This window comes from Sphingobium sp. AS12 (genome assembly GCF_019097845.1).
In the GTDB taxonomy this organism is placed as follows: domain Bacteria; phylum Pseudomonadota; class Alphaproteobacteria; order Sphingomonadales; family Sphingomonadaceae; genus Sphingobium.
Genome location: NZ_JAHRGM010000093.1, coordinates 53,831 through 76,155, shown reverse-complemented (window position 1 = coordinate 76,155; position 22,325 = coordinate 53,831). Strand labels below are relative to the sequence as shown.

The 22,325-nt window shown below is 62.9% G+C and carries 18 protein-coding genes; 13 read left to right on the top strand and 5 right to left on the bottom strand.

Going from position 1 to position 22,325, the window contains the following annotated elements; translation table 11 throughout:
• Positions 1-48: 48 nt before the first annotated feature.
• The 4 genes from KRZ98_RS23480 to KRZ98_RS23465 all read left to right on the top strand — a co-directional run bounded on the left by KRZ98_RS23480 (position 49) and on the right by KRZ98_RS23465 (position 6,323).
• Positions 49-1,425: an SRPBCC family protein gene (locus KRZ98_RS23480; protein WP_217675577.1), complete on the top strand. Its 1,377-nt coding sequence runs from the start codon at positions 49-51 to the stop codon at positions 1,423-1,425.
• Positions 1,422-3,206: a thiamine pyrophosphate-binding protein gene (locus tag KRZ98_RS23475; RefSeq protein WP_217675576.1), complete on the top strand. Its 1,785-nt coding sequence runs from the start codon at positions 1,422-1,424 to the stop codon at positions 3,204-3,206. Before KRZ98_RS23480 ends, KRZ98_RS23475 begins: the two co-directional genes overlap by 4 nt.
• Before the next feature lie 113 nt (positions 3,207-3,319).
• Positions 3,320-4,735 carry an aldehyde dehydrogenase family protein gene (locus KRZ98_RS23470; RefSeq protein ID WP_217675575.1) on the top strand — a complete coding sequence of 472 codons (1,416 nt, stop codon included), beginning with the start codon at positions 3,320-3,322 and terminating at the stop codon, positions 4,733-4,735.
• Position 4,736: 1 nt separating this feature from the next.
• The gene (locus KRZ98_RS23465; RefSeq protein WP_217675574.1) at positions 4,737-6,323 is read left to right on the top strand and encodes an SMP-30/gluconolactonase/LRE family protein; all 1,587 of its coding nucleotides are present in this window, start codon (positions 4,737-4,739) and stop codon (positions 6,321-6,323) included.
• A 79-nt stretch (positions 6,324-6,402) separates the two neighbouring features.
• On the opposite strand, the gene KRZ98_RS23460 is transcribed toward KRZ98_RS23465, so the two are convergent.
• A complete protein-coding gene (locus KRZ98_RS23460) occupies positions 6,403-7,215 on the bottom strand; it encodes an IclR family transcriptional regulator (protein ID WP_217675573.1) in 813 nt (270 codons plus the stop codon).
• Between the two features lie 151 nt (positions 7,216-7,366).
• On the opposite strand from KRZ98_RS23460, the gene KRZ98_RS23455 reads away from it, so the two are divergent.
• The 3 genes from KRZ98_RS23455 (at position 7,367) to KRZ98_RS23445 (ending at position 11,267) form a co-directional block, all read left to right on the top strand.
• Positions 7,367-8,929 carry an acyl-CoA synthetase gene (locus KRZ98_RS23455; protein ID WP_217675644.1) on the top strand — a complete coding sequence of 521 codons (1,563 nt, stop codon included), beginning with the start codon at positions 7,367-7,369 and terminating at the stop codon, positions 8,927-8,929.
• A gap of 164 nt (positions 8,930-9,093) precedes the next feature.
• The gene (locus KRZ98_RS23450) at positions 9,094-10,242 is read left to right on the top strand and encodes a MaoC family dehydratase N-terminal domain-containing protein (protein WP_217675572.1); all 1,149 of its coding nucleotides are present in this window, start codon (positions 9,094-9,096) and stop codon (positions 10,240-10,242) included.
• 113 nt (positions 10,243-10,355) lie between these two features.
• Complete coding sequence (locus KRZ98_RS23445) at positions 10,356-11,267, top strand: SDR family NAD(P)-dependent oxidoreductase (RefSeq protein WP_217675571.1); 912 nt, start codon at positions 10,356-10,358, stop codon at positions 11,265-11,267.
• 204 nt (positions 11,268-11,471) lie between these two features.
• Here KRZ98_RS23445 and KRZ98_RS23440 read toward each other — a convergent pair whose 3' ends face one another.
• The 4 genes from KRZ98_RS23440 to KRZ98_RS23425 are packed head-to-tail and all read right to left on the bottom strand — an operon-like array spanning position 11,472 to position 15,779.
• Positions 11,472-12,635 carry a sulfotransferase gene (locus KRZ98_RS23440; RefSeq protein ID WP_217675643.1) on the bottom strand — a complete coding sequence of 388 codons (1,164 nt, stop codon included), beginning with the start codon at positions 12,633-12,635 and terminating at the stop codon, positions 11,472-11,474.
• On the bottom strand, positions 12,635-13,897 hold the full coding sequence (locus KRZ98_RS23435; RefSeq protein ID WP_217675570.1) for an MBL fold metallo-hydrolase: 1,263 nt from the start codon (positions 13,895-13,897) through the stop codon (positions 12,635-12,637). Before KRZ98_RS23435 ends, KRZ98_RS23440 begins: the two co-directional genes overlap by 1 nt.
• Positions 13,894-14,904 (bottom strand): zinc-binding dehydrogenase, encoded by a 1,011-nt coding sequence (locus tag KRZ98_RS23430; protein ID WP_217675569.1) that lies wholly within the window; start codon positions 14,902-14,904, stop codon positions 13,894-13,896. The genes KRZ98_RS23435 and KRZ98_RS23430 overlap by 4 nt, the downstream gene beginning before the upstream one ends.
• A gap of 14 nt (positions 14,905-14,918) precedes the next feature.
• A complete protein-coding gene (locus KRZ98_RS23425) occupies positions 14,919-15,779 on the bottom strand; it encodes an SDR family NAD(P)-dependent oxidoreductase (protein ID WP_217675642.1) in 861 nt (286 codons plus the stop codon).
• A 112-nt stretch (positions 15,780-15,891) separates the two neighbouring features.
• On the opposite strand from KRZ98_RS23425, the gene KRZ98_RS23420 reads away from it, so the two are divergent.
• The 6 genes from KRZ98_RS23420 to KRZ98_RS23395 all read left to right on the top strand — a co-directional run bounded on the left by KRZ98_RS23420 (position 15,892) and on the right by KRZ98_RS23395 (position 22,322).
• Positions 15,892-16,767: a helix-turn-helix transcriptional regulator gene (locus KRZ98_RS23420; RefSeq protein ID WP_217675568.1), complete on the top strand. Its 876-nt coding sequence runs from the start codon at positions 15,892-15,894 to the stop codon at positions 16,765-16,767.
• Positions 16,768-16,878: 111 nt separating this feature from the next.
• Complete coding sequence (locus KRZ98_RS23415) at positions 16,879-17,352, top strand: VOC family protein (protein WP_217675567.1); 474 nt, start codon at positions 16,879-16,881, stop codon at positions 17,350-17,352.
• Positions 17,349-17,741, top strand: coding sequence for a VOC family protein (locus KRZ98_RS23410; protein ID WP_006963824.1), 393 nt, complete (start codon positions 17,349-17,351; stop codon positions 17,739-17,741). Before KRZ98_RS23415 ends, KRZ98_RS23410 begins: the two co-directional genes overlap by 4 nt.
• A gap of 171 nt (positions 17,742-17,912) precedes the next feature.
• Positions 17,913-20,327, top strand: a complete 2,415-nt coding sequence (locus KRZ98_RS23405; protein WP_217675566.1) for a TonB-dependent receptor — start codon at positions 17,913-17,915, stop codon at positions 20,325-20,327.
• Positions 20,328-20,642: 315 nt separating this feature from the next.
• Positions 20,643-21,335 (top strand): TetR/AcrR family transcriptional regulator, encoded by a 693-nt coding sequence (locus tag KRZ98_RS23400; RefSeq protein WP_217675565.1) that lies wholly within the window; start codon positions 20,643-20,645, stop codon positions 21,333-21,335.
• 3 nt (positions 21,336-21,338) lie between these two features.
• Complete coding sequence (locus KRZ98_RS23395) at positions 21,339-22,322, top strand: MDR family oxidoreductase (protein ID WP_217675564.1); 984 nt, start codon at positions 21,339-21,341, stop codon at positions 22,320-22,322.
• The last annotated feature ends 3 nt before the right edge of the window (positions 22,323-22,325 follow it).

Below are 22,325 nucleotides of genomic sequence, written 5' to 3'. Positions count from 1 at the left end.
GCCTGTCGCGATATTCGGACGCGCGGGATCAGGATGCGGGAGAATGGCATGAACAGCCCGACCAACATCAATGTCGAGGATCTGACCAAGCCACTGACCTATCCGACCGAGGCGTTCCTGTCGAAAGACTATGCCGCAGCGGAGAAGGAATTGCTGTGGCCAAAGGTCTGGCAGATGGCGTGCCGGGTCGAGGAACTGCCCAATGTCGGTGACTGGCTCACCTACAATATCTGCGACGATTCGATCATCATCGTGCGCACCGCGCCCGACCGGCTGAAAGCCTATTTCAACGTCTGCCCGCATCGCGGCCGCCAGCTGGTCAATACGCCCGACAACGTCCATTCGGTACGCGGCAGCGGGCGCAAGAATTTCATCTGCGGCTTCCACGGCTGGACCTTCGATACCGAAGGGAACAACAGCTACATCCTCGATCCGCAGGACTGGCAGGGGGCGCTGACGCCCGACTGTACCCATTTGTCGGCCGTGAAGGTCGCTACATGGGGTGGCTGGGTTTGGGTTCATATGGATATGGACGCGGAGCCGCTCGACGAATTTCTCGGCGATGCCGGGCGCATATTGTCGCATTTTGAATTGGACAAGATGCGCTACAAATGGCGCAAATGGGTGGTCTATCCGGCGAACTGGAAGACCGCGCTGGAAGCGTTCATGGAACCCTATCATGTAACTGGCACGCACAGCCAGTTGCTCGCCTATGGCGATTATTACGCCTACAGCGCCGCCTATGGCCTGCACGGGGTCAGCGGGTTCGACCAGCGCGATCCGGCCTTCAGTATGAGCCAGAGCAGCAGCGTGACCCGCGCGGGCAAGGGCGACGATCCGCGCCGCTCGACTTACGAGCTGATCCGCGAAAATTATGAAACGCTCAACTATGCGGCCTCCACCGAAACTTTGGTCAATGCCGCCAGCCGCCTGGTGGACGAACTGCCCGAAGGCACGCCGCCTGCCGACGTCATTGCCCACTGGCTGAAATCGGCCAAGGCCGACGATGCCGCACGCGGCGTCATCTGGCCGGAAATTCCGCCCGAAATCATGTCGGAGGCGGGCCTGGCCTGGAACGTCTTTCCCAATATGTCGGTGTTGCACGGGATCACCTTCGCGCTTTGCTATCGCACGCGGCCCTATGGCGACGATCCCAATATGTGCATTTTTGAATCCTACGCGATCGAGCGTTTTCCCGAAGGCGAGGAACCGCAGACCGAATGGGACAATGCGCCGGCCAATGCCGAAGGCTGGGGCGCCGTGCTGGCGCAGGATTTTTCCAACATGGAATGGGTGCAGAAGGGGATGAAGTCGCGCGGTTTTCGCGGGCCGCTGCCCAATCCGCATCAGGAACGCAAGATCACCAATTTTCACCGCAACCTAGCCGCGTACATGGGTACGGGCGCACCGAGGCACCTGAAATGAGCTATGACGATCCCAAGCCCGCCGCCGCTGCAAGTGCATCGGACAAGTCGGGAACCCCGGTTTACAAGCGCGTCCTCGACCTGTTCGAGGCCGAAGGCATCAACACGCTGTTCGGCATTCCCGACCCGAATTTCGTCCATATGTTCCTGGAAGCGGAACGGCGCGGCTGGACTGTGGTTGCACCGCACCATGAAGCGGCCGCCGGCTTCATGGCCGAAGCGGCATCGCGCATCACCGGCAAGCCCGCCGTCGCCGTCGGCACGCTGGGGCCGGGCATCGCCAATATGGCGCCCGCCATCCAGTGCGCGCTGGTCGAACATTCGCCCGTCATCTTCCTGTCGGGCCAGCGCGCCCGCGTGACCGAACAGCGCGTCCGCCGTGGCCGCATCCAGTTCGTGAAGCAGATGCCGCTATTTGAAAATTCGGTGAAATATGCCGCATCCATCGAATATGCCGACCAGACCGACGAGGTGATCCGTGAGGGCATCCGCAAGGCGATGGGCGGCACGCCCGGCCCGGTCTATATCGAATATCCCAGCCACATCATCCTGGAAGAGCTGGACCTGCCCGCGCCGCTGGTGCCGGAACGCTATCGCCTGGTCAATCAGGGTGCGGATATCGACCGGGTCCATGAAGCGGCCAAGCTGATCCGCGAAGCCAAGAACCCGATCCTGCTGGTCGGCCATGGCGTCCATACCTCCCGCACTGGCGCTGCGGTCAGGGAGCTAGCGGAACTGATGAACTGCCCCGTCATCCAGACGTCGGGTGGCACCAGCTACATCAAGGGGCTGGAGGATCGCACTTTCCAATATGTATTTTCCAAGGCGTCGATCGAGGCAGTGACCGAGTCCGACCTCGTGCTGGCGCTGGGCACCGAGCTGGGCGAGCCGGTCCATTTCGGCAAATGGCGCTACTGGCAAAAGAATGAAGCGATCCGCAAGTGGATCTATGTCGAGCAGGATGCCTCGGCGATCGGTGTCAACCGCCCGATCGACGTACCGCTGGTAGGCGATCTGCGCGGCGTCGTGCCGCAGCTTGTGACAGCGCTCAAGGACACGCCGCGCGCACCTGCACCGATGCTGGCAGCCTTCATGCGGGACGGGCAGGCGGAACTGGACGAACTGGCGGCGGAATCGCGCACCAAGAGCGACGGCACCGGCGAATTGGCAATCCATCCCGCCCGTCTGGCGGTGGAAGCGACCGAGGCTTTCCCGAAGGACGGCATCATGATCCGCGATGGCGGCGCGGGGGTGATCTTCCAGTGGACCTATTCGCAGTGCAAGCCGCATGACGTGATCTGGAACCAGAATTTCGGTCATATCGGCACCGGCATCCCCTACGCCACCGGCGCGATGCTGGCGGACAAGGCGGCAACCGGCGTATCGCGCCCGGCCATGCTGCTGACATCGGACAGCAGCTTCCTGTTCCATATCGGCGAACTGGAAGTGGCCGCGCGGTGCAAGCTGCCGCTGGTCTGCGTCGTCGGCGTGGACAATGCCTGGGGTCTGGAAGTGGGCGTCTACAAACGCACCTTCGGCCAGGGGACCGAGGAAACCGGCACGCACTGGAGCAAGGACGTCCGCTTCGACAAGATCGGCGAGGGCTTTGGCTGTCACGGCGAATATGTGACGAAGGCGGAGGACATCAAACCCGCCATCGAACGCGCCTATGCCAGCGGCAAGGTGGGTGTCGTCCATGTCGTGATCGACCCCAAGGCGAATTCGGAAGAAATGCCCAAATATGCCGAATTCCGCACGTGGTACGCCGAAGGCACGCAATAAACGGCAAACAATCCTCCCCTTGTAGGGGAGGTGGCTGCGCGTAGCGCAGACGGAGGGGTGTCTCGCTATCGGTGGCGAGACACCCCCTCGACTACTCCAGAGGAGGCCAATCCATGCGCGACCATCTGCACTTCTACATTGACGGCCAGTGGGTCGATCCGGTCGAACCCAAAACCGCCGAAGTCATCAACCCGGCGACCGAACAAGTCGCAGGCCACATCGCATTGGGTTCCGTCGCCGATGTCGACAAGGCCGTCGCCGCCGCCCGCCGCGCCTTCCCCGCATGGTCGGAAACGACGCGCAACCAGCGCCTCGACCTGCTGCGCGCGATCCAGGCCGAATATCAGCGTCGCCTGCCCGACCTGGGCGCAGCCATCCGGGAGGAAATGGGCGCGCCGTCAGGGCTGGCCAATGGCTTCCATGTCGGGCTTGGCGCAGGCCATCTCCAGACCGCGATCGAACTGCTGGAGAATTTCGCGTTCGAGGAACTGCGCGGCGCGACCCTGATCCGCCGTGAGCCGATCGGCGTCTGCGCCCTCATCACGCCGTGGAACTGGCCAATGAACCAGACCTGCGTGAAGGTCTTTCCTGCGCTTGCCACTGGCTGCACGATGATCCTGAAACCGCCGCAACTCGCGCCTTTCTCGGCGCAGATCCTCGCCGAGATCATCGACGCGGCGGGCGTTCCGGCGGGCGTGTTCAACATGGTGCAAGGGCAGGGCAGCGTCATCGGCACCGCGCTCTCGACCCATGAAGATGTGGACATGATCAGCTTCACCGGCTCCGAACCGGTGGGCGTCCAGATCCAGAAGGACGCCGCCACTACGGTCAAGCGGGTGGGCCTGGAACTGGGCGGCAAGAGCGCGTTCATCGTGCTGGATGACGCGGCGCTGGCCGACAATGTCACCGGCGCAACCGCAGGCATGATGGGCAATAGCGGCCAGACATGCAGCGCCGGATCACGCCTGCTCGTTCCCGCCGCCCGCCTCGACGAAGCGCTCGCCGCGGCCAAGGCAGCAGCCGACGCCGTCACCGTCGGCGACCCGGCAGGCGATGTCGCCATGGGTCCGGTCGTGTCCAAGGCACAGTATAACATCATCCAGGACTATATCGCCAAGGGCGTAGCGGAAGGCGCGACCCTGATCGCGGGCGGCCCCGGTCGCCCCGACGGCATCGACAAGGGCTGGTTCGTGCGCCCGACCATATTCCTTGGCGACAATGATATGGTCATCGCGCGCGAAGAGATTTTCGGCCCGGTGCTGGTCATCATCCCTTATGACGACGTGGACGATGCGGTCGCCATCGCCAATGACAGCCCCTTTGGCCTCGCGGGCTATGTCAACGGCCTCGACACCTCTCTGGTCCACGCCATCGCCCGCTGCCTGCGCACCGGCTGGGTCAGCATGAATGGCGGCTTTGATTTCCACGCCCCCTTTGGCGGCTACAAGCGCAGCGGCAACGGGCGCGAATGGGGTGAATTCGGCTTCCACGAATATCTCGAAGTCAAATCGATGCTCGGTTACGCCTGATATGAATGGCCGGATCGCGCCCAGCGGCATGACGGCGGGGGAGGGGTGGAGCCTTGAACGCCTCACCCCGCCCAGCCGCCTCTATGGCGCGAACGGCCTTGCCACCGGCGCGGATGGCCGCCTCTATGTCGCGCAGGTCGGCGGCAGTCAGGTCAGCGCGATCGACGTGGACAGCGGTGCGATTGCGACCATCAGCCCGATGGGCGGCGCGATCGTCGCGCCCGATGATCTGGTGTTCGATGAGGCAGGCAATCTCTACCTCACCGAAATCACCGAAGGTCGGGTGTCGATGCTGGCGCCCGGCGGGCAGGCGCGCGTCATCCATGGCGACATGCCCGTCGCCAACCCTATCACCTGGCATCAGGGCCGTTTGATCGCGGGCGAGTGCCGCATGGGCGCGCGGATCATGGAATTGCCGCTCGATGGCGGCGCACCGCGCCTCATCCTCGACAATGTGCCGATGGCCAACGCCTTTCAGGTCGGCCCGGACGGCAAACTCTATTTCCCCGTCATGGGTGCGAATGAAATCTGGCGCGTGGACCTCAACGGCGGCGCACCCGAAGTCGTGGCGGGTGATCTGGGCGTGCCGGACTCGGTCAAGTTCGACAGCAAGGGGCGGATCGTCACCACCCAGGTCGCCAGCGGCCAGGTGCTGCGAATCGACCTGGTCAGCGGCACCCGCGAAGTGCTGGCTGATCTTGGTCCCGGCCTCGACAATGTCAGCTTCATCGGCGACCGCATCTTCGTGTCCAGCATCCCCGGCGAGATCACCGAGTTGCTGGGCGATGGCAAGGTCCGCTCCGTCGTCCCGCGCGCGCTGCAATGGCCGCTTGGTCTGGCGGTGGACGGGCAGGGGACGATTTTCGTCGCAGACGGCACCTTCGGCTACACGCTGCGCCCCGGTGGCGCGCCAATATTGGCGGGGATGATCTTCTACCCCGGCTGTCCCGGCTATATGCGCGGCGTCGCACCGGGTTCGCCGGGCGAATGGATCGTCACTACCGGGACCGGCAGCCTCGCGCGCTATCGGCCGGGGGAGGGGGCCAGCGAGTTTCTCTCCCACGGCCATGACCGGCTGATGGGTGTTGCGGCCAATGCCCGCGGCGCGATCGTCTTTGCCGAACAGGGCACGGGGCAGGTGCATGTCGCCGAAAATGGCGCGGTGCGCGCAATCGCCACGGGCCTCGACCAGCCGATGGGCGTCGCGGTGGATGGCGATACCGCCTATGTCGCCGAAGCGGGCAAGGGGCGCATCGTCAGGCTGCAACAGGGACGCGCCGTGGAAATAATCGCCGAAGGGCTGGGACGGCCCGAAGGCATCGCGATCAGCAACGGCACCCTCTATGCCGTGGACACCCAGACCAAATCGCTGATCGCGTTCGACCTGGCCAGCGGCGTCCAGGGCGTCATTGCCACCCATCTGCCGGTCGGCGCGCCTGTCGGCATCGCGCCCAAATATCTGGGGCCGATCGGCGACATGGCCGGACCGATGATCAACTTCTGCGGCCTCACGGCCGGGCCGGACGGCACCCTCTATCTGTCGGGCGACGCCGAAGGCAGCGTACTGGCGCTACGGCCCGCCACATAAACCTCCGTTCGTTTCGAGCGAAGTCGAGAAACCTGCGCGCGGTGCTTCTCGACTACGCTCGAAGCGAACGGACTTTGTGCTAAGCGCCGCCGCCCAACTGCCCCGACAAAGCCCCCGCTGCCTCCACCAGCGCCGCCTGCAATGCGCCAAGCTCCCGGCCCAGCGCCGCGCCTATGCCTATCGCGACCAGCGCATGGACCGGCCGGCCCGCGCCTTTCCACACCGGCGCGGACACCACGGTTGCGCCTGCAATATACTGCCCTTCATCCACCGCAAAGCCCTGTTCGCGGGTCCGGCGCAACTGCTCCATCCAGTCGTCGAATGCGGGCGGATTGTCCCAGCGCAACTGGTCGAATCGCGCCTTCAATTCTGCCACCGGATAGTCGCCAAACGCCGCGATACAGCGCCCCGTTGCGCTGATCAGCGCGGGAAAGCGGCTGCCGACCTGCGTGCTGAGTTGAAAGCCGCTGCCCGATTGCGCCATGGCGACGACGATCATATGATCGAGGCCCACCGCCTGCACGCCCAACATGGTCAAGCCAAAACGCGCCGCCAGCCGATCGAGATGCGGCTGTGCCAGATCGTTGAACGGGTCGCGCCGCAACCAGTGCCGCGCCAGCGTCAGCACGCCTGCCTCCAGCGCATAGCGCTTGGTGTCCGGGTCGAACGACACCAGTTCCTCCTCCGCCAGGGCGCGCAGCACATAGAGGCAGGTGGATGGCACCAGCCCCAGTTCCTTGGCGATCGCCTGCACCCCCAGCGGCCGTTCGCTACGCCCCAGCAGGCGCAGGATCGCGGCGGCGCGGGTGATGGCGGGCGCTTTGCTGTCCTTCACCGCGCGGGCGACTTTTCGGACGGGGGAAGGGGTGGGCAGGGTAACAGGGTCGGCCATGGCGCATATCTCCATCGCCCCGGCGATGGACGATCATTCAAAATATAGAACATTGTTCATGATTTACAACAAGGGAGTCGGCATGACATTCCGGTTCCATCATGGCGAAGGCGGCTTTCCTGCCATTCGCCATAGTGAATGGACGGAATATATGGCGAAGCTGACCGACTATACACGCTATGCCGATGCGCAGGCCCATGCGACGTCCAACGCGCCATGGGATTTATTCGATGGCGACCGCGATCATCTCAACATCGCGCATGAATGCATCACCCGCCATGCCGACGGCACCGGATGCGCCGCCGTGCGGATCGCGCACGCTGATGGCCGCGATGAAATATTGAGCTTCGACATCATTTCGGCGGGCGCGGCGCGCTTTGCCCATTGGCTCGATGCAGAGGGTGTTCAACCCGGCGAACGCATCGCCTTCATGCTGGAACCGTCTTTGCCTTTCTATGTCTGCCTGTTCGGGGCGATGCAGACCGGCGCGATCTCGGTGCCGCTCTTCACCCTGTTCGGTCCCGATGCGCTGCGCCTGCGGGTTGATGACTGCAAGCCCACCATCCTGATCACCAACGCGGAAAAGGCGGACCTCGCCCGCAGCATGAACGGCCCGCGCGTCGTCGTCGCCGACGATGGCCTGCTCGACGAGATTGAAAAATATCCCGCGATCTACACGCCGAAAACCAGGGCGAACGACTTGGCCGTGTTCCAGTACACGTCCGGCACCACCCGCGAACTGCCCGAAGCGGTGAAGCATAGCCACCGCGCGCTGGTGACGTTGATGTTCGCCGCGCTCTACGGCACCGGCATCCGTCCGGGCGACGAATTTTTCTGCCCGTCCTCGCCCGCATGGGGACATGGATTGTGGCACGGCACGCTGGCCCCGTTGGGTATGGGCGTGACCACCGGCACCTTTGCGGGACGGTTCGATCCGGTGCGGCTGATGAAGGCGCTCGATGATTATGGCATCACCAATATGTCGGCGGCCGCGACCCATTATCGCATGATTAAGAATAGCGGGAAGGCGGGGGACTATAGCTTCCACTTCAAGAAACTGTCCTACACCGGCGAACCGATCGACCCGGCGACGCTCGACTTTATCGACACCTATTTCAAGGTTCCCGCCTGCTCCATGTATGGCACGACCGAAATCGGCGTGGTGCTCGTCAATTATCCGGGCGCAGACGATTTCACTGTCAAGCCCGGTTCGCTGGGCAAGGCGGTGCCGGGCCAGAAGTTGCAGGTGCAGCGCCCCGACGGCACGCCATCCGACCCCGGCGAAATCGGCGAACTGATGCTGTGGCGGCGCGACAAATGGGAAACCACCAAGGACCGGGCGAAAATCGACGCCGACGGTTATTTCTACCATTGCGGCCGCGCCGACGATGTCATCATCTCGGCTGGCTGGACGATGAGCGCGGTCGAGATCGAAAACACCCTGCTCAAGCATCCCGCCGTGCTCGAATGCGCCGTCATCGGCGTGCCCGATCCGCAGCGGGGCCAGGTGGTCAAGGCGTTCGTCATCGCCAATGTCGATGGCAGCGACGCGCTGGTGAAGGAACTCCAGACCTTCACCCGCGAAAAACTCGCCCAGCATGAATTTCCTCGCGTCGTGGAATTCGTCACCGAACTGCCCAAGACCCCGGCGGGCAAGGTCCACCGCAAAATCCTGAGAGATATTGAGGCTGCCAAGTTGGTCGAGGCAGCGTGATGAAAAATCCGTCTCAAAATCCTCCCCCGGCGGGGGAGGTGGCTGGCCGCAGGCCAGACGGAGGGGTGTCACCCTCTCGATAGGTGGACACCCCTCCACCAGCTTCGCTGGTCCCCCTCCCCTTGCAGGGGAGGACCCCAAATCTGAACCCTAGGAGAAGAGATATGGCAACTTTGGCGGAAGCCCCCACCAATAAATTCCCCAAGATTACCGAGGAAGGTCTCGACGATCTGCGCAAGCGCATTGGCGTCAAGATCGAGAATACGATCGAGCCGTGGAATTATGAAGCGACCCGCGACGCGATCCGCCATTATGCCCATGGCATTGGCGACGATAACCCGCTGTGGTGCGACCCGGCCTATGCCGAAAAGACCAAATATGGCTCGGTCGTCGCGCTCCCCAGCTTCCTCTTCACCACCAGCCGCATCATTTCGGGCTATTGCGGCGGCCTGTCGGGCGTTCACGCCATGTGGGCGGGTGCCGACTGGACCTGGCACAAGCCGGTGCTGCGCAACGACACGATCCGCACCGAAGCCTATCTCAAGGATCTGGTAGAGCATCAGACCAAGTTTGCCGGCCGTTCGTTCCAGCAGATCTACCATGTCGACTTTTTCAACCAGTCGGGCGACAAGGTGGCCGAGGGCGACAGCTGGGTATTCCGCACCGACCGTGACGAAGCCCGCGAACGCGGCACCAAATATACCGAAGCGCGTGGCCGCGTGGAGCAGTACACCGAAGAAGAACTGGCCGAATTCACCCGCCTGTACAACCAAGAAGAAATCCGCGGCTCGGTTCCTCGCTATTGGGAAGATGTGAAGGTTGGTGACGAACTGCCGCGCATGATGAAGGGACCGATGACGGTCACTGGCTTCATCTGCTATGCGCAAGGGTGGGGTGGCCTCTACATCCGCGCCAACAAGCTTGCCAACCAGATGCAGCAGGCGCATCCGGGCCTCGGCATCCGCAACCGCTTCAACGTGCCGGATTGCCCTGAGCGCGTGCACTGGGACGAAGCCTTCGCACTCGAAGTCGGCGCGCCGGGGGCTTATGACTATGGTCCAGAACGGTGCAGCTGGCTGACCCACCACATCACCAACTGGATCGGTGACGATGGCTTCCTGACGCGCAGCAAGTGCCAGATCCGCCGCCACAATCCCGATGGCGACGCGATCTACATCGACGGCAGCGTCATCCGCAAGTTTGAGGAAAACGGCAAGAAGTTCGTCGAGATCCAGCAGCAGGCGACCACCCATCGCGGTGAAGTCTCGGCCTTCGGCACCTCGATCGCCGAATTGCCCAGCAAGCCAGCCTGATCTCTTGAAGGGGTAGGAGAGGGGGTCGTCGCCGCAGCGATATGCGGCGGCGGCCCTTTTGCGTTGGGCCGGTGCCGTTAGGATCGGGCGCAAGTGAAAGAGAGGATCGCAGGATGGACAAGATGCGCTTTGATGGCCGGGTGGCCGCGATCACCGGCGCTGGCCGGGGGCTTGGCCGCGCCTATGCGCTGCTGCTGGCAGCGCGGGGCGCAAAGATCATCGTCAACGATCCGGGCGTGTCGATGCAGGGGGAGGGGACCGATGCCGCGCCCGCCCAGGCACTGGTGGACGAGATTCGCGCCGCCGGGGGAGAGGCCGTCGCCTCGACCGACAGCGTGGCGACGCCAGAGGGGGGGCAGGCGATCATCGACGCTGCCATTCACCATTATGGTCGGATCGACATCCTCATCCACAATGCCGGGATCGTCCGTCGCGGTTCGCTCAATGACTTAAGCTATGCCGATTTCGAGACGGTGCTGGATGTCCATATGCGCGGTGCTTTCCATGTCGTGCGTGCCGCCTTCCCGCACATGACCGCCGCCAATTATGGCCGCATTGTCCTGACCGGCTCGATCAACGGCCTTTATGGCAATGCCGGCGTGGTCAATTATTCGATGGCCAAGGCCGCGATGACCGGCCTGTCCAACGTTGCCGCGATCGAGGGGGCGGCGCATGGTATCAAGAGCAACATCATCCTGCCCGGCGCAGTCACCCGCATGGCCGATGGCCTGGACACCAGCGCCTATCCGCCGATGGACCCGGATCTGGTCGCGCCCACGGTCGGCTATCTGGCGCATGAAGATTGCGCGATTTCAGGCGAAATGCTGATCGCCATGGCCGGTCGCGTCGCGCGTGCTTATACCATGGAAACGAAGGGCATGTTCCGCCCCGACTGGACCATCGAGCAGGTCGCGGAAAATCTCGACAGCATCCGCGCCACCGAAGACGCGCTCCATTTCCCGCCGGTGCCGGACGGGCATATGGACCATCTGCGCTATTGTTTCGCCATGGCGCGGGCGGGGTAAAATCATCCTCCCCTGCAAGGGGTGGGCTGTCATATATGAACGGCACCTCATTTTACTTCGTCATGCTGAATTTATTTCAGCATCCATCGTCCCCCAAAAGCCGCCGCTCGTGACGAGAAATGGATCCTGAAACAAGTTCAGGATGACAATGGACAAGGGCAGGGTTCCATATGCGACAGCCCTCCCCTTACAGGGGAGGAACATTCAAGCCCTGCACGCAATCCCGAACCGCTCCGTATAATCCCTGAAATGCGTGTGAACACCCGCACGATCCAGCCCGTAATCGGCCAGGTCATAGCTGTGCTTGCCATGCTTGCCCTGCGGATTGGCGTCCAGCATAGCCTGCATCGCGGTCTCGGCTTCCACCGTCAGTTCCGTGTCGAACCGCGCATAGAGCCGCTTCATCTCGCCGATCGGATCGCGCAGCTGCGCGTCATATGGGATGTCGTGGATCGAATCCGCGCCATGCTTCTCCCGATAGGCCATCATCCGCTCGATCATCAGGTCGAAGGTGCGCAGTTGTGACTTGCCCACCTCGACCGGATCGACATCGTCGCTGAACATCTTGCGCACCTGATAGACCAGGCTGCACGCCGACGCGACGACATCGGCCGGATCGCGATGGGTCATCACCAACTGCGCATCGGGATAGATGGTGGTCAGGTCATTCAGGAACAAAGGATGCCACGGATTTTTAAGCGTCCACTGCCCGCCCTCATTCTCCTGCAACAACTGGAAAAGCCGCTTCTGATAGCGGAAAGCGGGCAGGTAGCTGGTCGAAAACAACCACTTCTGATAGCTCGGAATATGCAGAACCGAGTCATAATATTGTGCGCAGAAGGACGGTGCCATGGAGAATTGGCACTCGGTCGGACTGTCGGCATCCTCATGGTGCATAGCCGAAATATGCGGCGCATATTTGAGCATCATGTCGAGCCGCGCCTGCTCCGCGACATAGCGCGGATCGCTGCTCAGTGCCCCCTTGGCGGCTGGCGGCACGCTGTTGAACGCTTCCCAGCGCAGGAAGCAACGCCGCGCGGGATCGGCGTTCAGCAGGTTGATCGTCAGCGTCGTGCCGGTGCGCGGCAGGCCGAATACGAACAGCGGTTTTTCGACCGGCGCGTCCAGCAGCGCGGGATGGCTGGCCAGATAATGTTCGACCTGCAAGCGGTTCGCCAGCGTGGCGGTAATCTGCTGCGCCCAGCGACCTTGCGCAGCCGCCGTCAGCTTTGCTTCCCGGTTGATCGCGTCGATCAGGACATGCAGCCCCTCCAATATCGCGTCATCGCCCAGATTGGTGAGGCCCGTCTGTTCGCGCGCGGCGGCGATCAGCGCATCGGCGTCCAGCCCTGCGGTGGTGGTGGTCATCATCCTTCTCCCTCTTGTGCATGGCTGGCGAGGCGCTTGTCCGTCTCGGCGATCTCCGCCTTCAGCCACATGGTTTCCGACAGGTTCGTGCTGCCGCTCGCGGCCAGCAATTGCTCCAGCGCCGATTTACGCACGCTCAATCCCGCCTCATGATCGGGCACAACGCCCAGCGCGATGTCAATCAGATGCAGCGCCTCCAACGGTCGCCCTGCCGCCGCATGCACATCGGCGCGGCCCACGATCGCGCCCGCGCCGCCCGCCAGTTCGACCAGATCGCCATTCACCGCCGAACGCGGCACGCCATACAGCGCGGTCGTGCCATCGGCATAATGGAACCAGCCGCCATTTTCCTCCCAGATGGCGCGCACGACCCAGCTGGTCTTGCCATGAAATTCGCCGATCCTGAGGTCGGCTGGCAGCGCGATTTCACGCATCAGATCCTGCACGCTCCGGCCCGCATTCATCCCTGCGATCGTCTCGCGCTCCAGATAGCTGACTGCCGCGTGCATCGTGTCGAGGTCCGCGCGGATCATCTCCGCCCCCCGGATTGGGTCGCCATGGCCGGTAATCACCAGTTCCGCGCCCAATGCCCGGACCTGCTCGACCGATCGCAGCCAGGCGCGCACCAGCCGGGGCTTGTCGCCGCGCATCGTCACCAGATTGGGCATCGCCCGCCAGACGGGGCCAAACAGATTGCCGGTAAAGACGATCTTTTCATCCGGCATCCACACGAACACCGAATCCAGGCTCTCGCCGCCCGGCGTCTTGACCACCTCGAACGCGCGATCCCCTTGCGTGAAGGCAAGGCTGGTGGCGATCTCCACGTCCGGCACGATCAGCGGCGGCTTGGGTGGCGGCCCGTCGCGCCGGGTCATCGACGCCCATAGCTTGCCCGACCGGCGACCGAGAAATTCGCCAAGCCGCTCGAAATACTCCACCGTCTCGCCAAAGCCCGCCCCGACAATGACCTGCGTGTCCGCCTCCTTCTGGTCGGGTAGCGCGCCATAATGGTCGGCATGGGCCTGGGTCACGACGATCCGCCGCAGCAGCCCGCTACGATGCGGCGCAAACAGTCCCTTGTTGCGGGCGCCATTGCCCAGAAAGCCGGTGTTGATCATCAGGTCGCCATCGCCCGTCGTCACCAGATAGGCATTGGAAATATCCTTCACCATGAAGATGCCGTCGCCGATGCGTTCGGCATCCGTCTGGCCCTGACCCGCCATCACCAAAGCGCCTAAAGGCGTCTGCGGCTTGTCGGTCATGCCGCGCCGTCCACAAATTCGATCATGACCTTGGCCGATTGCGGCCTCGCGGCGATGTCCAAGCCCTCGATCACCCGGTCGAACGGCAATCTGTGGCTGATCAGTGCCGCAATCTTGTCGCGCAAACGCGGCATTGCGGCGATCACGTCGGGCATTTCAGTGGGATAACCGACCGCCGTGGTGATCGTCATTTCGGTGGTCAGCATCGGCCCGGCGGGCAGTTCGATGGGTTTCAGATAGGCGGCGGTAATGACATGGCGCGCATGGGTCTTGGCCAGCGTCACCACATCATGCAGGATCGACGGCGCACCCGCCGCGTCGATATAGGCGTCGGTCAGTGACTTTTCCCGTCCGAACACCATGACCGTGCCGTGGATCGCCTTGATCCGCGCGATCGAATCCTCGCTCGCCGGATCGACCGTCTGTGCGCCCAATGCCCGCGCCCGTTCCAGCCGCTCCTCGGCCAGGTCGAGCGCGATCACGTCGCAGCCGCGATCCACCGCCCAAAGGATCATGCCCAGTCCGATCGGCCCGCAACCGAAGATCACGATCTTGTCGCCCGCCTTGGCCTGCGCCCGGTTGACCCCGTGCATCGCGACCGACAGCGGTTCGCACATCGCCGCGACATCATAGGGGATGCCGTCGGGAATGGGCAGCAGACTGTCGCCCAGCCGCGCGTCGCGGACCAGCAATTCCTCGGTAAAAGCCCCCTCCGGCCCGCCGCTGCCGATATAGCTGGGCGTCATCATCGGGTTGATGATGACGCTTTGCCCCACCGAAACGCCGGCCACCTCGTCACCCACGAACATCAGCTCGCCCGCGCCTTCATGGCCCAGCGCGGTCCGCTTGCCCGGCGTCGGGATGCCGCCATTCTTGATGTAGCTGAGGTCACTGCCGCAAATGCCGCAGGCCTTCATTTTCACGACCACATCCTTCGGCCCTGCTTCGGGCCGTTCATAGGGGTCCAGTCGCACGTCATTGACGTTATGGATGGTGAGCAGGCGCATGGGGGCGGCTCCGATCAGAAGGCGTAAGGGGGATAGATCAGGCTGCCACCGTCGATCACGATCGTATCGCCGCTATGGAAGCGCGACGCATCGGAGCTGAGATAGGCGCCGATCCCCTCAAAATCCTCGATGGCGCCGGGCCGATGGATTGGTGTCTTGGCGGAAAAATGCGCGTCCACCGCCGCCATGCGCGCCTTCATTTCCTCGCTCATCTGGCCGTCACCGCCAATGCCGGTTTTGACGTATCCGGGCGCGATGCTGTTGGCGCGGATTGCATATTTGCCCAGTTCCGCCGCCATGCCACGCACAGCTGCACCCATGCCGCCCTTGGACGCTGCATAATTGTTGATGCCCGGCATGCCGTGGAACATCGACAGGCTGCCGCAATAGACCAAGCTCCCGCCCGGCTCGCCAGCCTCAGCGCGCGCGACCATTGCCCTGGCCCCTTCGCGCAGGGTGAAGAAGGCGCCATGCAGGTTCACCGCCATCAGGTCATGCCACTCCGCCGAATCGAGCGTCAGCACCGACCGGCTGCGCGACGCGCGGCCCGAATTGGCGAACACGCAATCGACCCGCCCGAAATCGGCCAGCAATTGCGCATAGCCCGCAATGATCGCCTCTTCCGACGCCACATCGACCTGATAGGTTTCGACCCGGCCCGCGCCCGCTGCCAGCAGATCCGCTTTCGCCGCCTCATTCTTTTCCGCATTGCGCGCCCAGATGGCGATCTTGCCGCCCATCTTCGCCACGCCGCGCGCAAAGCCCAGGCCGATGCCGCCATTGCCGCCGGTCACCAGCGTCACCTTGTCCGAACAGTCGAAAAGACCCGCCACTTGTCGCTCTCCTATGAAATATCGCCGCCCGCTGGCGGTCATTCTGCTGGGGCGATTGTCGATCAGCGCGGCGTGACCCGCAATTGACCTGACTATAGCTATCGGGTCATAATCCACCGATAGGGCCAAGACCAAACACGGGGCGGGAGAGGTGATGCCACCAGCTGAAACTTATGCCCAATCCATGTTCGAGGCGGAACTGATCGTCCCTTCCGCGCAGGTGCGGATCATGCGGCTGCGCCTGGAACAGCCGACCGACCGGCTGTTCCGCCGCGCCGACCATTATTGGCTCGACCTGTGCCTCACACCCCGTCCGGAAATGGCGCGCGGCTGCTATCGCGAACGCTGGGGACCGCATCGCTATGAACCGCTGGGCGAAATCTTCCTCGTCCCGCCGGGCGAAGCGATCCATGTCCGCAGCGAATCGGGCGGGCGGCAGGCATCGATCGTGTGCGAAATCCCCGCCGCCGCGATTGACCGCTGGCTCGACGATGGCGGCATCGAATGGACCGACCGGCGGCTGGCGGCTGGCCTCGACATCGCCCATCCGCATATGCGCGCCTGCCTGTTCCGTTTGGCCGAAGAAGTGCGCCATCCCGGCGCTGGCGGCGCGATCCTGGCCGAACTCATCGCCCAGCAACTGGCGATCGAAGTGGCGCGCTATTGCCAGGCGATTGCCGAAGGGCCGATCAGCGGCGGCCTCGCCTCATGGCGCTTGCGCCGCATCGACGAACGGCTGCACCAGCCCGGCCCGCCCCCCGCGCTGGAGGAGCTGGCGACCCTGTGCAACATGTCTCCGCGCCAGTTGACCCGCGGCTTTCGCGCCTCGCGCGGCCATTCGATCGGCGACCATATCGCCCAGACCCGCATCGACATGGCCAAACGCCATCTGGGGACCAGCGAAAGCATCAAGGAAATCGCTTTTGCGCTGGGCTTCGCATCCCCCTCCAGCTTTGCCTTCGCCTTCCGCCGCGCCACCGGCTCCACCCCGCGCCAGTTCCGCCAACGTCGCTTGTCGCCTATGGCCTGATGAAGTCACTATGTCTGGATAACGACATAAACCTGTCTTGGAAAAACAGCGCAACATTGTCCAACTCGCTGTCGGGATAATCACAATCATCGATCAGGAGAGGGCAGGACGATGATCGTCGGACGCCATTATCAAAACGCCTATGTGACCCGCAATGTCGACAAGGCCGTGGCACAGTTCAGGGCGCGCGCCGACGTCCGCACCCTTCTGGAAACGCAAGTCTCGGTCAATCTGTGGACCCCGCAGGGCGAAGGCATAGGTGTCCAGAAACTCGCCTTCGTCTGGGTCGGCGACATGCAGTTTGAACTGATCCAGCCGATAGAAGGCGACGTCCTGTCGCTCTATCGCAATGCTCTGCCCGCCGATGACAGTCTGAAATTCCACCATGTCTGCCATCTGGTGGACGACTGGGACGCTTTCATGGCGCGAATCGACCAGCAGCCTTTTCCCGTCGTGCTGAAAGGCGGCACAGCGGGGATGCTGGAGTTTCTCTATCTCGATACCCGCGAATGGCTTGGCCACTATATCGAATATGTATGGATGGTCCCGGATCGCTGGGCCGCAATGGGAGGACGCACCGCATGATCGGCATGGCCCGCTTCGGCACAAGCGATCTTGATCGCGCCAAGAGCTTCTACGACGCAATCGCCGCCCTGCTGGGCGCGGTCCGCGCCTTCGACCGGCCCGACGTCGTTGCCTATAAATCCGGCGATGGCGGCATGTTGCTGATCGGCAAGCCCTTTGCTGGCGAAGCATCGCCCGGCAATGGCAATCAGGTCGGCATCCCGGCAGTCAGCCGGGCCGTGGTGGACGCCGTCCACGCCAAAGCGATTGCGCTTGGCGGCCAGTGCGAGGGAAAGCCCGGCATCCGCGGCGATGATCCCAACGGCTTCTACGGAGCCTACTTCCGCGACCTCGACGGCAACAAGCTGGTCATATTCCGTTTCGGCCCGCCTGATCAGGCGATAGCCTAAGGATCGCAAATCGCGGTGGAATCGCGACGGCGATATATAGACACCCCTGTTCATTAGCGACTCCGCAAACGGGCTTTATCGGGCATAACCACGCTCACAAAAGCACAACGACGATCGCGCCCAGCCGGACATCATGATTCGACGCGGCGCTTATTTGGGGAGGACATTTCTATGAAGCGCATGACAGCCTATTATCTGATGGGTGCCAGCATGGCGGCCTCGACCCTGCCGATGCAGGTAATGGCGCAGGAAGCGCCGCAGGACTCCTCGTTCGATGCGCCCACGATCATCGTGCAGGCCCGCCGCCGCGAAGAAGATGTGCAGGACGTCCCGGCCGTCATCAACGCGGTGACCGCTCAGTCGATCGCCAACCTCAATTTCCGCGAATTCGCTGAAGTCAAATCGCTCGCGCCGGGTCTGGAACTGACCACCAACGCCAATGGCATCGGTGGCAATGCGCGGCTGCGCGGCGTCAATTTCGATGCCAATGCCAGCGGCAACAACGGCACGGTCGAATTCTATTTCAACGATGCGCCTATTTCGCCGGGTGTCATCCTCCAGCAGATGTACGACATCGGCCAGATCGAAGTGCAGCGCGGCCCACAGGGCACGTTGCGTGGTCGCGCATCGCCCTCCGGCTCGATCACCATCACCACGCGCAAGCCCGATCTCAACCAGTTCGGCGGCTATGCCGACTGGACCGGCAACGACATCGGCACGCTCAACTTCAAGGGCGCGCTCAACGTGCCCATCATCGAAGGCATTGCGGGTATCCGCGTGTCGGGCGTGTGGGACGAAAATGAAGCCGATCGCGTCCGCCCATTGGTGCGCACCGCCGGCGCGCCAGACCCCCATTCGCGGACCAAGAGCTACCGCGTCGTTGGGCTGATCGAACCGGCCGACTGGATCAAGCTGGAAGGCACCTATCAATATATGGACCGCGACGCGCGGACCTATGATCAGGCGATTTCCTTCAGCGAAGCCAATCCTGCCGCCGCTGCCAGCCCGGTGCTGATCACGGCCAAGGATCGCTTGTCGATCCAGGAACAGCCGCGGATCATCAACCAGCGGTTCGACATCTATAACTGGCGCGCGGAACTGGCGCAGTGGGGCCAGCGGCTGATCTATCAGGGTCAGTATAGCAAGCAGCAATTCTATTCGACCGACAATGTCGATGATGGCAATTTCTTCATCGGTCGTGACGTCAACCAGACGACCAGCAGCGTGGCAAAGGGCACGTCGCATGAAATCCGCCTTCAGAACGAGGAACGTGTTGCAGGCATTTTTGACTATGTTGTCGGCTTCTTCGACAGCAAGCTCAACCCGCCCACGGCCCTGACATCGCCGACGATCGTGGGTCTCGTAAGACCAGGTGCCGCGCCTGCCATCGCTGCGGTCGTCACCACCAATGTATCGCGCACGGGCCGGGCGCACGAGCAGTCCATTTTCGGCAATCTGACCGCGCATGTCGGGGAAAGCACGGAAGTGTCCGGTGGTCTGCGCCAGATCAAATATAGCTCGCGCAATTTCCTGGGGGTCAATGGCAACACGATCGCCGCCGATGCCCAGGATCTCAAGAAGCTGATTTACAACGCATCGGTGAAGCATAATTTCTCCCCCGATTTCCTGGTCTATGCCGCGACTGGCAGCTCGCTGCGGCCTGGCATCAACGTTGTCGGCGATTTCAATATCGCAAAATCGGCGCTGGAAAATAGCTTCCTCAACCTGCCGCCGGAAACATCGAAATCCTACGAAATTGGTTTCAAGAGCACGTTGATGGGTGGCCGCGCGCGTTTCAACGTGACCGCCTATCACCAGACGTTCAAGAATTTCCCGTATCGCGTGCCCAATAACGGCGTCTACTATGTGAACACCGTTGCCATCCGCAACGCTGCCGGCGCAGTGACCGGCACGGCGCAGCAGGTCAGCTCCTTCAACTTCGTCGGCGCTGTACCGGTGGAAGTGAACGGCATCGAAAGCGAACTCAACGTCGATGTCGCCCGTGGCTTCAACGTCGGCCTGACCGCCAGCTATTCGCTGGGCAAGATCAAGGGCGGCAACATCCCGTGCAATGATCTGAATGCCGATGGCATCCCCGATGCGGTTGGTTCCGCTCCATCGTTGGCGGAGTTGCAGGCGGCCGTCGGCGCAAACAACCTGTCGACCTGCGCCGTGTCGCAGCGTTCGTCCTTCATGCCGCCCTTCACCGCGACCTTGCAGAGCGAATATCACACTGCCCTGTCGGGCAAGGTCGATGGGTTCGTGCGTGGACTGGTCAACTATAATGGCAAGTCGCTGGGCGATCCGGGCAATAATTTCGACGATGTCGGCGCCTATGCCCTTGCCAACCTCTATGCCGGTATCCGGTCGCCCGACGGGGGCTGGGAAATCGCCCTGTTCGCCAAGAACCTGTTTGACACCACCAAGGTGCTGACGCGCACGACCCCGCTCTTCACCGGCTATCAGATGATCACCGGTGCCACTACGACGGCCGCTGCGACCTATACCAGCACCTATACCGGTGCCACAGTCACCCCGCCGCGTGAATTTGGCATCAACGTGCGCTTCCTGTTCGGGTCGCGCTGAACCACGGCAGGCCGGTTCAGGGCTTGGGGATCGGCCGGACAGCCCCATCGGGCTGTCCGGCCGATTGCTGTCATGGCCTTAAAAAAACTGGCCCGGTTCTTCGCTGGAGCGATGAACGGTCGGGTTCCGCCAAGCGCGCGTCCGACTGCTTGACTCTCCCCGGTGCGCAGGCAGGGATGGCGACCGAACAGAATGATGGTGACGACATGCCCTTACCTGATGGACAACATGGACGTTGATTATCCGGGCAGCCCTGCCCGATACATTTTGTGTCGGGAATGGGGAACAGCCTGAAGGGCGATTGAGGCACAAGCTATGACGGACGTTCGTAAAAGACGCGCTCGCGATCCTGCAGCTACCCGTGAGGCGATATTGGACGCCGCGCAGGCGCTGCTGGCCAAGCATGGCCCCGAAGGCATCAGCCTGGCGGAAGTGGCGACGCTGGCCGGCGTCAATCGGGGCACTGCCTATCAGCATTTTGAAACGCGCGACAAACTGATCGCCGCTACCGCTGACGGCGTGTCCGACAGCATGTTCCGTGCCGTGTTCGGCGATCCTGAAACGATTGGCGAACGGCGGGTCGAACAGGTCGATATCGCCGACACGACCGATCGGCTGGCCATTTTCGCGATGGACAATCCTGAACTGTGCCGGATCTGGCTGCTCCAGTTGCTGGCCTCGCCCGATCCGATGGCCGATCCTTTCTGGCGCGAATATGAAGGGTCGTTGCAGCGTTTCGCCGACACCGATCTCGCGCAGCCGGGGATTGATGTCGAAGTGTTGTCGGTGATGATGCTGGCCGGTTCCTTCCTGTGGCCGGTATGGGCACGCTCTCACGCCCGCGACGATGGCGAGCGGCGCGATCTGGCGCGCCGCATGGCGCAGGAAGCGCTGCGCCTGTGCATGTACGGATCGCTGCGCGCTGAAGCTTTCCCCGAAATTGCCGATCGTCTGCGTCAGGGCGTGGCGGCGGCCGATCCATCACCTTCCCTTTCCAAAAAGGACTAGCCCATGTTTTCAGCCATTGTGATCGACAAGACGGACGATAAGCAGAGCGTATCGCTCCAACAGATTGACGAAGCGCAGCTGCCCGAAGGCGATGTCACGATCGACGTCGACTATTCGACGCTTAATTACAAGGATGGCCTGGCCATCACCGGCAAGTCGCCGGTCGTGCGCAAATTCCCCATGGTACCCGGCATCGACCTGGTTGGTACCGTGCGCACATCCGACCATGCCGACTGGAAGCCGGGCGACAAGGTGGTCCTCAATGGCTGGGGCGTGGGCGAAGGCCATTGGGGCGGGCTGGCGCAGGTAGCCAGGCTCAAGGGCGACTGGCTGGTGCCGCTGCCCGCAGCTTTCACCGGGGCGCAGGCGATGGCGATCGGCACCGCCGGCTACACCGCCGCGCTATGTGTCGAAGCGCTGGTCAAGGCGGGCGTGACCCCCGATCAGGGCGAGATACTGGTCACCGGCGCGACCGGCGGCGTGGGTAGCGTCGCGGTCGCCCTGCTGAGCAAGGCGGGGTACAAGGTCATCGGCTCGACCGGCAAGGCGGCCGAGGCAGACTATCTGACGAAACTGGGCGCGGCGGGCGTCATCGACCGCGCGGACCTCTCTGAAAAGGGCAAGCCGCTTCAGAAGGAGCGTTGGGCGGGTGTCGTGGATTCGGTCGGCAGCTTCACGCTGGCGAATGCCTGCGCCCAGACCCGCTATGGCGGTGCGGTTGCGGCCTGCGGTCTGGCGCAGGGCGCGGACTTCCCCGTCACCGTCATGCCCTTCATCCTGCGCGGCGTGCGCCTGCTCGGCATCGACAGCGTGATGGCGCCAAAGCCGCCGCGTCTGGCGGCCTGGGAACGGCTGGCACACGATCTCGACCCCGCTTTGCTCGGTGTCATCGCGCATGAAATCACTTTGTCGGAAGCGCCCGACGCTGCCGCCGATCTGATCGACGGCAAGGTGCGCGGGCGCATCATCGTCAATGTGAACCGCTGAACG